The 13,857-nt window shown below is 55.6% G+C and carries 12 protein-coding genes; 6 read left to right on the top strand and 6 right to left on the bottom strand.

All coding sequences use genetic code 11. The features are described 5' to 3' along the window. The 5 genes from ACN0VM_RS12615 to parC form a co-directional block, all read left to right on the top strand. The coding region (locus ACN0VM_RS12615) for a pyridoxine 5'-phosphate synthase (RefSeq protein WP_417451242.1) at positions 1–477 on the top strand (477 nt) is incomplete at its 5' end. Then, complete coding sequence (rnc, locus tag ACN0VM_RS12610; RefSeq protein WP_417451241.1) at positions 474–1,139, top strand: ribonuclease III; 666 nt, start codon at positions 474–476, stop codon at positions 1,137–1,139. The genes ACN0VM_RS12615 and rnc, both read left to right, overlap by 4 nt. Continuing rightward, complete coding sequence (gene era / locus ACN0VM_RS12605; RefSeq protein WP_417451240.1) at positions 1,136–2,047, top strand: GTPase Era; 912 nt, start codon at positions 1,136–1,138, stop codon at positions 2,045–2,047. Before rnc ends, era begins: the two co-directional genes overlap by 4 nt. Positions 2,048–2,056: 9 nt before the next feature. Beyond that, the gene (recO, locus tag ACN0VM_RS12600) at positions 2,057–2,800 is read left to right on the top strand and encodes a DNA repair protein RecO (RefSeq protein WP_417451239.1); all 744 of its coding nucleotides are present in this window, start codon (positions 2,057–2,059) and stop codon (positions 2,798–2,800) included. Between the two features lie 87 nt (positions 2,801–2,887). Continuing rightward, positions 2,888–5,140 (top strand): DNA topoisomerase IV subunit A, encoded by a 2,253-nt coding sequence (gene parC, locus ACN0VM_RS12595; RefSeq protein ID WP_417451238.1) that lies wholly within the window; start codon positions 2,888–2,890, stop codon positions 5,138–5,140. A gap of 50 nt (positions 5,141–5,190) precedes the next feature. Here the strand turns inward: parC and ACN0VM_RS12590 are convergent, their stop codons facing one another. Further along, positions 5,191–5,337: a hypothetical protein gene (locus ACN0VM_RS12590; RefSeq protein ID WP_417451237.1), complete on the bottom strand. Its 147-nt coding sequence runs from the start codon at positions 5,335–5,337 to the stop codon at positions 5,191–5,193. Positions 5,338–5,585: 248 nt separating this feature from the next. On the opposite strand from ACN0VM_RS12590, the gene ACN0VM_RS12585 reads away from it, so the two are divergent. Beyond that, positions 5,586–7,769, top strand: coding sequence for an ATP-binding protein (locus tag ACN0VM_RS12585; protein ID WP_417451236.1), 2,184 nt, complete (start codon positions 5,586–5,588; stop codon positions 7,767–7,769). Here ACN0VM_RS12585 and ACN0VM_RS12580 read toward each other — a convergent pair. The 5 genes from ACN0VM_RS12580 to ACN0VM_RS12560 all read right to left on the bottom strand — a co-directional run bounded on the left by ACN0VM_RS12580 (position 7,766) and on the right by ACN0VM_RS12560 (position 13,749). Then, positions 7,766–9,346 carry a TRAP transporter large permease gene (locus ACN0VM_RS12580; protein WP_417451235.1) on the bottom strand — a complete coding sequence of 527 codons (1,581 nt, stop codon included), beginning with the start codon at positions 9,344–9,346 and terminating at the stop codon, positions 7,766–7,768. The two genes, ACN0VM_RS12585 and ACN0VM_RS12580, sit on opposite strands and share 4 nt — an antisense overlap. A gap of 4 nt (positions 9,347–9,350) precedes the next feature. Further along, positions 9,351–9,848: a TRAP transporter small permease subunit gene (locus ACN0VM_RS12575; RefSeq protein WP_417451234.1), complete on the bottom strand. Its 498-nt coding sequence runs from the start codon at positions 9,846–9,848 to the stop codon at positions 9,351–9,353. A 3-nt stretch (positions 9,849–9,851) separates the two neighbouring features. Next, a complete protein-coding gene (locus ACN0VM_RS12570) occupies positions 9,852–11,036 on the bottom strand; it encodes a TRAP transporter substrate-binding protein (protein ID WP_417451233.1) in 1,185 nt (394 codons plus the stop codon). A gap of 123 nt (positions 11,037–11,159) precedes the next feature. Continuing rightward, positions 11,160–11,897: an arginyltransferase gene (locus ACN0VM_RS12565; RefSeq protein ID WP_417451232.1), complete on the bottom strand. Its 738-nt coding sequence runs from the start codon at positions 11,895–11,897 to the stop codon at positions 11,160–11,162. Between the two features lie 19 nt (positions 11,898–11,916). Then, complete coding sequence (locus ACN0VM_RS12560) at positions 11,917–13,749, bottom strand: SLC13 family permease (RefSeq protein ID WP_417451231.1); 1,833 nt, start codon at positions 13,747–13,749, stop codon at positions 11,917–11,919. Between the last annotated feature and the right edge of the window lie 108 nt (positions 13,750–13,857).

The following is a 13,857-nucleotide window of genomic DNA, read 5'->3' as shown; positions in this document are numbered from 1 at the left end:
CGGCACAAACCACATGCGGCCTGTCTGGTGCCGGAAAAGCGTCAGGAACTGACCACCGAAGGCGGGCTTGACGTCGCGGGGCAACAGAGCCGCCTGAAGCATTATGTGGATGAACTCAGCCGCGCAGGTATCCGTGTCAGCCTGTTTGTCGATCCGTCGAAAGAACAGCTTGATGCCACAGTTGACCTTGGTGCCCCGGTAGCTGAGATACATACCGGTGCCTATTGTGAGTTGACGGGCGAAGCCCAACAGGAAGAGCTGGAACGTATCCGCAAAGCGGTACAATACGGCTATGGGCGCGGCCTTGAGATGCATGCTGGCCACGGCCTTGCCTATGAGACAGTATCGCCCATTGCGGCTATGCCTGAACTTGCCGAGCTGAACATTGGGCATTTCCTGATTGGCGAGGCTATTTTCCATGGGCTTGAGGTTTCCATCGCCGAGATGCGGCGCCTGATGGATGAGGCCCGCGCATGAGCGGCTTGAGAACGATTGCGGGTTACAGCTTCGAAAAACCCAGTTACCTTGAGGAAGCGCTTACCCATCCGTCCTTGTCGGGCACACATAATTATCAGCGCCTTGAGTTTCTGGGCGATAGGGTGCTTGGGCTGGTGATTGCCACATGGCTGCTGGAGGCCTACCCAGCCGAAGCTGAAGGCAAATTGAACCGACGCTTTACGGCCCTTGTTCGCCGGGAAACACTGGCTGAAATGGCGCTGAAGCTGGGGCTAGCGAAGGAACTTCTGCTCACACCCGGCGCGGAGGCGGAAGGTACCCGCGACAAGGAAGCGATACAGGCGGATGTCACGGAAGCGGTGATTGGCGCGATGTATCTGGACGGCGGGTTTGAAGTTGCCAATGCGTTTATCCGTAAACACTGGGCACCGCTGATGAAGGAAGGCCCTAGTGCCTTCAAGGATTGTAAGACACTGTTGCAGGAATGGTGTCAGGCACGCGGGCTGGCGCTGCCATCATATAAATTGGTGGAGCGTACTGGGCCCGACCATAACCCCGAATTCACCATTGCAGCAATGGTGGAAAACAAAGGCGAAGCGGTCGCAACCGGCGCCGCTAAACGTCAGGCTGAGCAAGCCGCCGCAGGTGCGCTGCTCGACAGGCTGGCAGGAGAAACTAAATGAGTGAAGTATCAGGCGCACCGATGCGCTGCGGTTTTGTCGCCCTCATCGGCGCGCCCAATGCGGGCAAATCCACGCTTTTGAATGCACTTGTGGGTGCCAAGGTGGCGATTGTGACGCACAAGGTGCAAACAACCCGCACGCGGGTGACCGGCATTGGCATGCACGAGAATACCCAGCTTGTGTTTATCGACACGCCGGGCATCTTTGCGCCCAAGCGTCGGCTAGACCGTGCCATGGTTAGCGCTGCGTGGAAGGGGTCCGAAGATGCGGAGACGACCTTGCTTCTGATCGATGCGAAAAAGGGCCTGAACGAAGAGGCGCAGCATATTGTTGACGGCCTTAAAAGTGCCAAGCGCCGTGCTATCCTCGCCATCAACAAGATTGATACCGTGCGCCGGGAAAAGCTTCTTGCTCTGGCGTCCCAGATGCATGAAACCGGCGTGTTCGATGATATTTTCATGATTTCCGCGCTTACCGGCGACGGTGTGGCCGACCTCAAGGCGCATCTGTCAGCGCTCGCGCCCGAGGGGCCGTTCATGTACCCCGAGGACCAGATTGCAGACGTGACACTGCGCTTGCTCGCGGCTGAAATTACCCGCGAGAAGATATACCTGCGCCTACATGATGAACTGCCTTACGCGACCACGGTTGAGACCGAAAAATGGGAAGAGCGCAAGGACGGCAGCGTGCGCATTGAGCAGGTCATCCACGTGGAACGCGACAGCCAGAAGGGTATCGTGATCGGTAAGCATGGCTCCATGCTCAAGATTTTGGGCCAGCTCGCGCGCGAGGACATGCAGGAAAATTTTGACCGCAAGGTGCATCTGTTCCTGCATGTGCGGGTGACCGAGCGCTGGGCTGAAGACCGTACAGTCTATCAGGACATGGGCCTCGATTACGTAGACTAGGCAACCCTCATGGAATGGCAGGATGAAGGCATAGTTCTTTCCGTTTCCCGTATGGGGGAGGCCGACGCTGTTCTGGAGGTGATGACCCGCTCACGAGGCCGTGCGCGTGGTTTTATAAAGGGTGGGCTTGGGCGGCGTAATAAAGCCAACCTGCAGGTGGGCAACCGCCTGTCGGTAAAATGGTATGCCCGGCTTGAGGCCAACCTTGGCCGCTTCACCGTTGAACTGATCCATAGCCCGCTGGGCCAGATGATGGGGGAGGGCGCGCGCATAAGTGCGCTTTCGGCCATTGCTACCGTTGTGGCCTCTACCTTGCCGGAACGTGAAGCGCACCCCAGGGTTTTTGCCGACCTTGAGGCTGTGATCAATCTGCTGGAACACAAAGAAGGGGGCGCGGTCGTATGGGGCGGTGCGCTTGTCCGCCTTGAAGCCGCTATACTGGCGGAACTCGGTTATGGTCTTGACCTCAGCCGCTGTGCAGGTACCGGGCAGACAGATAATCTTGTCTTTGTCTCGCCCAAGACCGGACGTGCGGTCAGCCGGGAGGCTGGCGGCCCCTATAAGGAAAAGCTGCTGGCGCTGCCCGCTTTTTTGACCACCGGCAAACTGGTCGACGCCACCGCAGGTGATGTGCGCGCGGGTCTCAAGCTGACCGGATATTTCCTTGGTCGTAACGTCTGGACCGTGCAGGGCAGCGGCCAACCGCCAGCGCGGGAACGCTTCCTGGCGTCGATTATGCGTTTGGACGCTTGACCAGCGGTCGTATATAGAGGCAAAAGAAACTGTGGATAACCACAACATCTTGTAGCCTTTTATATTCGGATTGCTATAGTCGAAGTCATGACGACACATCCAGATTTTGCCGGTAATATCATTGAGGAACCCTTCGCAGACGCGCTCAGCGAACGTTACCTTGCCTATGCCATGTCTACGATCATGTCCCGCTCGCTGCCGGATGTGCGCGACGGCCTCAAGCCCGTCCACCGCAGGCTTTTGTATGCCATGCGGCTTTTGAAGCTGGACCCCAAGACGGGTTATAAAAAATGCGCCCGCGTTGTGGGCGATGTGATCGGTAAATATCACCCTCACGGCGACCAGTCGGTTTACGATGCCATGGTGCGTCTGGCGCAGGATTTTGCTGTGCGGTTTCCGCTGGTGGACGGGCAGGGCAACTTCGGTAACATCGACGGCGATAACGCAGCCGCCATGCGGTATACCGAAGCCCGGCTGACAGAAGTGGCGGCTGTGCTGATGGACGGTCTTGATGAAGACGCCGTAGACTTCCGCGAAACCTATGACGGGGAAGATTCAGAACCTATCGTTTTGCCTGGCTGTTTCCCGAACCTGTTGGCCAACGGCTCCAGCGGTATCGCGGTTGGTATGGCGACCAATATCCCGCCGCACAACGCGGGAGAGCTGATCGACGGTTTGCAACTGCTGATCGAGGCACGGCGCGACCCGGCCCGTGAGGTGACGGTGCGCGACCTGATGGAACGTATACCCGGGCCTGATTTTCCCACCGGCGGTCAGGTTGTTGAGAACCGCGAGACCATCGAACATGCTTATGAAACGGGTCGCGGCGCCATGCGCGTGCGCGCACGCTGGGAGCGCGAGGACCTCTCTCACGGCCAGTATCAGATCGTTATCACCGAAATTCCCTATCAGGTGCAGAAGTCAAAGCTGATCGAGAAGATCGCTGAGCTGATCGGTGACAAGAAGATACCGATCCTCACCGATGTGCGCGACGAATCCACCGAAGATATCCGTGTAGTGCTCGAGCCCAAGAACCGATCGGTGGATGAAAAAGTGCTGATGGAAAGCCTGTTCCGCATGACGGAGCTGGAGACGCGCTTTTCGCTCAACATGAATGTTATTGCTTATGATGGTCGGCCACGGGTCCTGAGCCTGAAGGGCGTGCTGGACAGTTTCCTTGACCACCAAATTGACGTGCTGTTGCGCCGCAGTCGCTTCCGGCTTGAGAAGATTGAACGTCGGCTTGAAATTCTTTCAGGCTATTTGATCGCCTATCTCAACCTTGATGAGGTGATCCGCATTATCCGCGAGGAAGACGACGCCAAAGCGACTTTAATGAGCACCTTCAAGCTGACAGACAATCAGGCCGAAGCCATCCTGAATATGCGCCTGCGTGCGCTCAGGAAGCTTGAGGAAATGGAGATCAGAACAGAGCATGCCAAGCTTGAAGACGAGAAGTCCAAGCTGAATGCGCTGATCGCATCCGACGCGCTGCAGTGGATTGCGGTGGGTGACAAGCTCTCGGAGATGAAGGAAAAATTCGGCCCCGAAACAGTTCTCGGTAAGCGCCGCACGCGTTTTGGTGATGCGCCGACAGCCGAGATTGTGCCGATTGAAGCCATGATCGAAAAAGAAGCGATTACGGTGCTGTGCTCCAAACGCGGCTGGATCCGCGCGCTGAAGGGTCATGCCAAGCCGGAGGAAGAGCAAAAGTACAAGGAAGGCGACGAGGAGCGTTTCCGTTTCCATGCCTACACCACCGACAAGCTGTTCCTGTTTGCCACCAGCGGCAAGATGTACACGCTGGGCGCTGACAAGCTGCCGGGTGGCCGCGGACATGGTGAGCCGGTGCGGCTGATGGCTGATATGGACGCCAACGACGAAATTGTTGCACTGATGCCGTACCAGCCCGGGGGCAAGCTGTTTGTCGCCAGTTCTTTGGGTAAAGGCTTTGTCACCGACGCCGATCAGGCCGTTGCAATGAAAAAAGGCGGCAAGCAGCTTCTGAACGTCAAGGGCGATGTGGTGGCGACCCACTGTATGGTGGTGGACGGTGACAGCGTGGCGGTTATCGGCGAGAACCGCAAACTGCTGGTCTTCGCGCTTGACGAAATACCCACACTGGCACGCGGGCAGGGTGTCGCCCTGCAACGCTACAAGGATGGCGGTATGGCTGACGTGACAATTTTCCACAAGGAAGAAGGTCTGACGTGGCCGATGGGCGGCAACTCTGACCGTTGGCGCACAGAGGTTGACCTCGCACCCTGGACAGGCAAACGCGGCAACGCCGGGCGCCTGCCGCCCATGGGCTTCCCGCGCAGTAACAAGTTCAGCGGGTAAGCTACCCTAACCTTGGAAATGCCGGGTCGTTCAAACCCGGTACTTCTAATTCAGGCATTCTTCGGGCGGTAGTGGAAGGCACTTATTTTGTTGCCATCAAGGTCGCGACAATACCCGACGTAGAATTCCATGTCTTCGCGACCGCGATAGCCAAGCTTTCCCTCGCTTTTTTCGCCAAGTTCAATTGCATTCTCCATGGTCGTTTGTACCAAAAGCTGTATACCCGATTGTTGTCAATTCCTTCCCGTCGTGTGTGCCAATGGCTATAATGTGGTGCTCGGGGAGCTTATGGTAATGCGCCAATATTGAATGTTAGACTTGTCATAAGCGTGTTTATTTAGGGCATATTCGATTCATGGTGCTTTTGACGCCAAGCCTTGGAAATTGTTAACAACTTTATGAAATAAAGAGCTAGTTGAATTGTTGACTACCGTTAGAGGCCGGTTTGACCGACATTAATCATTTGGCGGAACACGCTCCTACCTGTTCGGATACGGAGCGGCGTGACCTTCTGGCGTCTATACAGCGCCAGGAACAACAACTTCGTGTCTTGAATAGTTTTGCTGTGTCACTGATGCAGATCACCAGTGCCGAAGAGCTTGCCTGGTATGTTGCCAAAGAGGTGGTTGGTAAGCTCGGATTCGTGGACTGCGTTTTTTACGAGGTTGATTCCGCACGCGGCGTGCTGGTGCAGCGCGCGGCAATTGGCGACAAAAACCCGGAAGGCCGGATCATTCTGAACCCGCTTGAAGTTGCACTGGGGCAGGGAATTACTGGTACCGTTGCAGCTTCCGAAAAGCCGCTTCTGATACCGGACGTACGAGATAATGAATTATATCTCTCGGACATCGTAGAGCCCGGTTCGGAGCTTTGTGTCCCCCTGTTTTACGGTGATGACATTCTCGGTGTCATTGATTGCGAGGATCCGCGTGTCGGACACTTCACGCAGGAGCATCTTGATATCCTGATGGCCGTTGCCTCGCTTGCCAGTGCCAAAATGGCGGAATGTAAAACACTCAGTCAATTACAGGAGAATGCGAAAATCCTTAAACGGGTTCGTGAGGCTGTCATTGTTTGCGATCTGGCAGGGCGGTTGACGGAGTGCAACGAAGGGGCGGCGCTTTTGTTTGGTGGACAGCGTGATGTACTTGTCGGCAGCCGCATTACGTCATTGATGGCATATGAGCGGAGCTGGCGTTCAGACAAAACCTCTATTCTGGAGGGTATTCGGAACGTTGGCGAATGGCGGGGTTACCTTGATATGAAAGGTGCCAACGCAGAGGTGTTGACCGTTGATGCAAGCCTGACCACGATTGCCGACACCAAGGGTAATGTGACAAGAATTGTTGGTGTCGCCCGCGATGTCACGGACCTCCTGCGTGCAGAGAAGGCCATTCTGGAAAAAAACGAAGCGCTTGAAAGCAAGCAGGTTGAGTTAGAGCAGGCGTTAGTGGCAGGCGAAGAAGCCCGGCGTGCAAACCGGGCCAAGGATGCTTTTCTCGCCAATACCAGCCATGAACTGAGAACCCCGCTGGCCGGCGTGATAGGTATGATCGGTCTTCTGGAGGATACTTCTCTTTCCGACGAGCAACAACAGCTTGTCGAAACCGCGAATGTCAGCGCTCACACGTTGTTGACGATCATCGACGACATTCTTGATCTTGCCAAAATGGAAGCCGGTACATTGAGTTTGCGCGAAACCGACTTCAACCCGGTGGAGCTTATCGAGAAGGCTGCGGCGACGCTTCGTCCAGCGGCATCCGCCAAGAGCCTGGCGCTGAACGTTGTTGCGGCGGGGGACGCACCGGCTGCTGTTAGAGGGGATGGCAGCCGCATTCGTCAGATACTTTTTAACCTTGTCGGTAATGCTATCAAGTTCACGGAGCGGGGCCAGATTGACGTCTTTCTTTCATTCGAACGCGATACAGAAGGGCTGCATTTTCTAATGGAGGTACGCGACACAGGTGCCGGGTTCCCCAATAGCGAGCGGGAAAAAATCTTTGGTCGGTTTGAGCAACTTGACGGATCAGCAACAAAAAAGGTTAGCGGTACAGGTCTCGGCCTATCTATTTCGCGGGAGCTTGCTCAGATGATGGGAGGCACGCTAAGGGCGAGCGGCAGACCAGGACAGGGGGCGAGTTTTTATCTGGCTGTGCCGCTTCAGGAGCCTTTGCGAGAAGCCGCGTTGCCTCTGCCGCGAGAGGTCGATAAAACCAGCGAAAGAGCAGAGAACCGGCAGTTGAAAGTCCTGGTCGCGGAAGACAATGCCATTAACCAGCTTCTTATTGAAAAGATCCTTGAGCAGTATGGTTGGGACCTGGCAATGGTGAGTAATGGTCGGGAAGCGACATGTATGCTCGATGAGCGTGATTTCGACCTGGTGCTTATGGATATCCGCATGCCGGTGCTTGATGGTGTTGAAGCGACCAAACTCATACGTGCGCGTGATGATGACCGCGCAGATATTCCGATTGTTGCGCTGACAGCTAATACCATGGAGGAGGATAAACAGAGTTATCTCAAGGCCGGGATGAACGGTGTTGTAGGTAAGCCTGTGGACCGGACGGTATTGATGTCTACGATTACAGATGTGTTAAATCGAACCGGAAAGAATGTGGCGCGGGCCTAAAACAAAAGCTTGGGCAGCCATGTTACAAGTTCGGGTTTAAGCGCGATCAGTAATAGCGCGAACAGCTGGATGATTACAAACGGGATAACGCCCTTGTAAATTGCCACTGTTGGCACACTCTCAGGTACGACCCCGCGCATGTAAAAAAGCGCAAAGCCAAAGGGCGGTGTCAGGAAGCTGGTTTGCAGGTTCATGGCAATCAGAACCCCTAACCAGACAGGGCCATAGGTACCGTCCATGGCAAGGAGGGCAGGGGCTACTACCGGCACGACCACAAAAGTAATCTCGATGAAATCGAGGAAAAATCCCAATATGAACATCAGCACCATTACAAGAAGAATGGCAGTGAACTGGCCGCCCGGCAGGGCATGCAGCAGAGATTCTATTGCGTCGTCACCGCCCAGACCACGGAAGACGAGGGAAAATAGTGCCGCTCCAATCAGAATGGCATAAATCATCGAAGAAATGCGCACGGTGGAGCGCATAACATCGTCCAGTACGCCGCTACGGTGGGTTTTATACAGTGCCCAGACAAGGCCAAGGGCAAACAATGCTGTCAGCACGGTGGCTGCGTAAAAGGCGATGCGGTCAGCGGTTGGCACTATCTGACGCCCCATACGGAGGTCCATGCTGCCAGCCAGCGCGAGTAGGACCAGAAGTGCAGCCAGAGAAGCCGTGACAATGACGCGTGTTTGCTTGCCCTGCCGCGCCGCCCCCAGAAGGATCGCCCCGATGGCGCCAACAGACGCTGCTTCGGTTGGGGTGGCGATGCCTGACAGAATGGAACCAAGAACAGCGATGATCAGGATCATCGGTGGGGCGAGCGCAGCCACAAGCCTGCCGTAGAAAGCTGCGTCGAGACGTTGGTCTGCGGCACGGGGGATTGCAGGACTTGACGCTGGGCTAAACAAAGCTACAGCAGCTTGATAAAGGATATAAAGCCCCACAAGGATTAGGCCGGGAACCAAGGCTCCGGCGAATAACTCCCCAGCACTCATTGGTGACGGGGAGAAGTTTCCGGCGTCAAGCTGTGCTTGCTGCCACGCTGAGGAAATGACATCGGCCAGCAAAATAAGGACAATTGAGGGCGGGATTATCTGGCCAAGGGTCCCGGCAGCAGCGATCGAGCCGGTCGCAAGTGATTGATCATAACCCCGCTTTAGCATGGTCGGGAGAGATAACAGGGTCATGGTCACCACGGTGGCACCAACGATACCGGTAGAAGCAGCCAGCAGAGCGCCGACAATAGTGACGGAAATACCCAGGCCACCGCGAACCCGTCCGAACAATCGTCCCATGTTCTCCAACAGGTCTTCGGCTACATTCGACTTTTCAAGCATCACGCCCATGGTAACAAAAAGCGGGATGGCAAAAAGAAGCTCATTTTTAACAACGTTGCCAAACAGTCGATTAGGGAGGATTTCCAGGAAAGTAAGGTCGAGGGTGCCCGTGGCAACGCCAATAAGGCCGAACAACAGACCAGTGCCGCCAAGGGTGAAAGCAACTGGAAAACCTGTCAGCAGAAAACCGACAAGCACGATAAACATGCTGATAACGAGAAAGATCGACATATCCATTCACTTAGCCTTTCAGCATCGTGCGGCCATGGCGCAGCAAATCGGCGACCGCATGCAAGCTAAGGGTGAAGGCGAACAGCAAAAGGGTCGACTTGAGAATATACACGTAAGGCAAGCCGCTTGTCTCCGTACTGGTTTCCATAATGGCCCAACTACCGGTGACATAGGGCAGGGTGGAGACCCAGAAAAGAACAAGGAATGGTACAAGAAGGAGGAGCGTGCCCCAGAAATTGACAATGGCTTTCCCCCGCGTGGTCATCTTGGCATAAAAGATGTCTACACGTACATGTTCACCTCTCACGGCGGTATATCCGGCGCCGCCCAGAAACATCAAAGCGTTTATATATTGCAGGCTTTCCTGCAGTTGTATGCTGCCGGAAGAGAAAACATACACCATCAATACGACAATGAACTGGGTGAGTACGAGGGCGAGAGGCAGCAAGGCAAGCAAATGCCCGCTCTTCTCTGAAAAAGCATCAATCGCGACAATAAATTTCTGCATTGATTAGTTGTCAACCAGGCTGCGAGCGTGTGCAAACGCCTGTTCTGAAATTGCGCCCCAACGGATACCCTCGTGCCGTGCTTTTGAAAAGCTGTCAAATACGCGCTTGGTCATATCATCGGTTCTGGCGGCATCAGCCAATACTTCGGCTGACAATCTGCCAAGTTGTGTCAGGATGTCATCACTGAATTTTTTGAGCTTTACGCCGTGCTCGTTCACCAGCGTATCGAGTGCCCGTGCGTTGTTGGCATTGAATTCTGCAAACATGATGTCATTTTCGGCAGCGGTCGCGGCGCTGATGATCGCCTGTTCGCGCGGTGTCATGTCTTCCCATATATCCTTGTTCAAGCCGAGAGACAGCGAAGAGCCCGGCTCATGTATGCCGGGATAATAATAATTTTTCACAATGGTGTGGAAACCGAACGCGAGATCGTTCCACGGACCGATCCATTCGCTGGCGTCAATGTTGCCTTGGCTGAGCGCTTGGAAAATTTCACCGCCCTGTTTGGTGACAGGTGTTGCGCCAAGGCGTTTCATGACCTCGCCGCCAAGGCCCGGCATGCGGATGCGCAGGCCCTGGAAATCTTCAACGCTACTGATATCTTTCTTGAACCACCCGCCCATCTGAACGCCGGTGTTGCCAGCGAGAAAGGGTTTGATTCCGAAGCTTGCGGAAAGCTCATCCCACAGTTCCTGCCCGCCGCCAAAACGTACCCAAGCGTTCATTTCCGCCGCTGTCATGCCCATGGGGACCGCTGCGAAGAAGTTGAATGCGGGGGATTTTCCCTGCCAGTAATATTCCGCCGCATGATACATGTCGGCCTTGCCTTGGCTGACGGCGTCAAAACCGCCGAGTGCACCGACGAGTTCACCGGCCGCGTAAACCTTCACTGTGATGGAGCCGTCGGAAAGTGCTTCGATACGCCTTGCCAGTCGCTCGACCCCGGTACCGAGGCCCGGGAAGTTTTTCGGCCAGCTTGTCACCATCTTGAGCTGGCGTTTTTTTCCCAAAACAGCCGGGCCACCGGCACAGTCCTCTTTTTCGCCAGAGCAACCGGATAATAGAGCCGCACCTCCAGCAAGAGCGACGCCCCCCAGAAGCTTGCGCCGGCTCAGGCTTTTCTCTTCAAGGGCGTGGTTTTTTACCCCGGATTTTTCAGACAATGGCTGCAGGTTTTTTTTACGCAAAATCTAGACTCCCCCTAACCTAACCCTGAGCGACCTTCTGGATGTCCGGAGGTGGAAAAAATCACAGGAAGGACCGCCGCAGCACAGTATAGGGCGCGAATGCAGGGGGGCAAGCAAAGACGCCTATTTTACTGTTTCTTCGTCCTGAATTTCGAACCAGCCGTTTTGTCCCAGCCTTTCGAGAGGCCTGAAGCGACCTTTGTAGCTCATTTTAGGGCTGCCTTTGACCCAGTAACCCAAATAAACATAAGGCTGATTCGCGTGTCGCGCCCGTTTGATATGGTCGGAAATCAGATAGGTTCCCAAGCTGCGGCCAGGTTCCGTGGTATCAAAGAAGCTATAGATCATCGACAACCCGTCGGAGAGCTCGTCAGTCAGTGCGGCCGCCATCAACTTTCCGTCTATCGCGCGGCGGTATTCAACCAATACTGTTTGTACTGGGCTAGCCTCAACCATGTCGCGGAATTCATCGTCGCTCATGTCTGCCATGGTGCCGTCGGCGTGCCGGTTTTGCAGGTAAGTGCTCAGAAGCGCATACTGTTCCTCGGTCACCACAGGCGGTCTCACTTCCGACTTGAGGTCATTATTTGCCTTGTTTACCCGGCGAAGCGACCTTGTCGGCTGAAAGTCTTTCACCCTTACGCGCACCGACACACATTCAGAACAGCCTTCGCACGCGGGGCGGTATACAACTGACTGGCTGCGACGAAAGCCGACACGGCCCAGAGCTTCGTTCAGGGCTGCGGCGTCAGGGCCTTTGAGTTCGGTAAAAACCTTGCGTTCAATTTTGCCGTCAAGATAGGGGCACGGTGAAGGCGCCGTGACATAAAACTTCGGAAATTGAACCCCTTGGTCCGTCATTGTCGCTCATTCTCCCAGTCTAGAGCAGCCCATAATACCATGGAACGAACAAGGTGAAAGTGATCCAGACCACAAATATAAGCGGTGTGCCCACACGCATAAAGTCAATAAACCGGTAATGCCCTGGCGCCATGACCAGCAAATTGGTCTGATAGCTCATCGGCGTCGCGAAACTACAGTTTGCGCCAAATATTACCGCGAGAAGGAACGGCATGGGGTCGACGCCCAGTTCGGCTGCTATAGATACAGCGATAGGGGTAAACAAAACGGCTGTTGCATTGTTCGAAAGCACGTTGGTCAGGAAGGCGATCAACAGGAAAAAGCCAGAGAGCAATATCCACACCGGCGCCCCGCGCAGACTTTCGATCACTGCGTGGGCAAGCCAACTGGCGCCGCCCGTTGCCTGCATGGCGGTGCCGAGGGCAAGTGCTGCGCCCACAATGGTGAAAACGCGCCGGTCAATGGAACGTCCCGCCTGCCGCACATTTAGGCACCGACTGACCATCATGAGGGTGGCGCCAATCAGTGACGCCACGACAATGGGCATGATCTCAAGCGCGGCTGTCGCAACCACACCGGCAAAAATGGCCAGCGCGCGCCAGGCAAACTCACGCATTGGTACGTCGCTGGCTGATGATTCCATAAGCAGTACGTCGCGGTTATCCCTCAGCGCCAGCACGGCAGAGCGACTGCCCATCACCAGAAGCACGTCACCCGCTTCAAGCCTGAGCTGCGAAAGCGCAGCGCGGATCATACGGCTGCGGCGCTGGACCCCCAGCACGGAGACGCCGGTCTCGGCCCGGAAGCCGGTTTGTGAGAGCGTACGGCCATCCATGCGGGACGCAGGTGCAATCACAGCCTCGGCAATCACGCGGCGTTCCCCCGCCTTGTCGTCGACATCTTCGCCCTCGGCGCTGGAGACCAGGTCAGGGGAGGCATTCAGCAGTTCGGTCATCACCGACCGTGTGGCAGCCACCAGCACGACGTCACCAACCTGCAGGGTGATGTCGTCATACGGCGGCAGCAATTTCGCCCGCCGCCGTTCGATCATGCGAACGGTTACGTCCTTAAGGCCCGGGAACATGCCTGCAACGGCGGTCTGCCCCACAAGGCCGTTGTCTGGCGTCAGTTCCATCTGGAACAGGAATTGTTTACCTCCGCCCCCGGCAAGGCGTTTGGCGATGCCTGCGCGGTCCACCAGCAGCTTGGGGGCGATGAAAACCACATAGGCAAAACCGACAAGTGCAAGAACGGCGCCCGGTACAGTGAACTCAAAGAAGCCAATATGCGGCCCACCCACCTGTTCATAGGCCCCAATGGCAAGAAGGTTGGTGCTGGAGCCGATCTTGGTCATGTTGCCACCAAGGATGGCCGCAAAGCTTAGCGGCATCATCACCATGGCGACTTTTTTACCCAGTCGTTCTGCAAGGGCGGCGAGGATTGGGATAAAAATTACCACGACCGGGGTGTTGTTGAGTACCGCCGAGATCACCATCACGGTAACGAGGCAGGCCAAAATAACCAGTCGGGGGTAGTTTTTCCCCCAACGCACAAGCGTTCGCGCAGGACCATTGAGCGCGCCGGTCTGCACAAGGCCCTGCCCAACCACCAGAAGTGCCATGATCGTGATAAGCGCGGGGTCGGCAAAGCCCTGCAACAGGTCGCGCATCGTGACGATGCGCTCGCCGTCCGGGCCCACAAGTGGAGCAACTTCAAACAGGAACAGCAGCAGGGCCACGGTCGCGATAGAGGAGATCTCAAGCGGGATACGATCATAAGCGTATGCCACGATTGCCCCAAGGACAATTGCGAAGGTCAGCCACATCTGAATGGTTGGTTCAATAAGATCCATATATGTGAGATATCCATTTGCCTGAGAGATGAGCTGACGCTGTGCCTCGTTCTGACAGTCCCCGTCAACTCAGGTACACCCAAAATTGTTACAGCGGCGACCACTGCA

Source organism: Kordiimonas sp. (genome assembly GCF_048260245.1).
In the GTDB taxonomy this organism is placed as follows: Bacteria; Pseudomonadota; Alphaproteobacteria; order Sphingomonadales; family Kordiimonadaceae; genus Kordiimonas.
This window is presented reverse-complemented; position numbering and strand designations above follow the sequence as displayed.

Excerpts from the sequence above, each read along its gene's own strand:
- rnc (WP_417451241.1), top strand. The coding sequence starts at position 474 with ATGAGCGGCTTGAGAACGATTGCGGGTTACAGCTTCGAAAAACCCAGT.
- era (WP_417451240.1), top strand. The coding sequence starts at position 1,136 with ATGAGTGAAGTATCAGGCGCACCGATGCGCTGCGGTTTTGTCGCCCTC.
- recO (WP_417451239.1), top strand. The coding sequence starts at position 2,057 with ATGGAATGGCAGGATGAAGGCATAGTTCTTTCCGTTTCCCGTATGGGG.
- parC (WP_417451238.1), top strand. The coding sequence starts at position 2,888 with ATGACGACACATCCAGATTTTGCCGGTAATATCATTGAGGAACCCTTC.
- ACN0VM_RS12590 (WP_417451237.1), bottom strand. The coding sequence starts at position 5,337 with ATGGAGAATGCAATTGAACTTGGCGAAAAAAGCGAGGGAAAGCTTGGC.
- ACN0VM_RS12580 (WP_417451235.1), bottom strand. The coding sequence starts at position 9,346 with ATGGATATGTCGATCTTTCTCGTTATCAGCATGTTTATCGTGCTTGTC.
- ACN0VM_RS12575 (WP_417451234.1), bottom strand. The coding sequence starts at position 9,848 with ATGCAGAAATTTATTGTCGCGATTGATGCTTTTTCAGAGAAGAGCGGG.
- ACN0VM_RS12565 (WP_417451232.1), bottom strand. The coding sequence starts at position 11,897 with ATGACGGACCAAGGGGTTCAATTTCCGAAGTTTTATGTCACGGCGCCT.
- ACN0VM_RS12560 (WP_417451231.1), bottom strand. The coding sequence starts at position 13,749 with ATGGATCTTATTGAACCAACCATTCAGATGTGGCTGACCTTCGCAATT.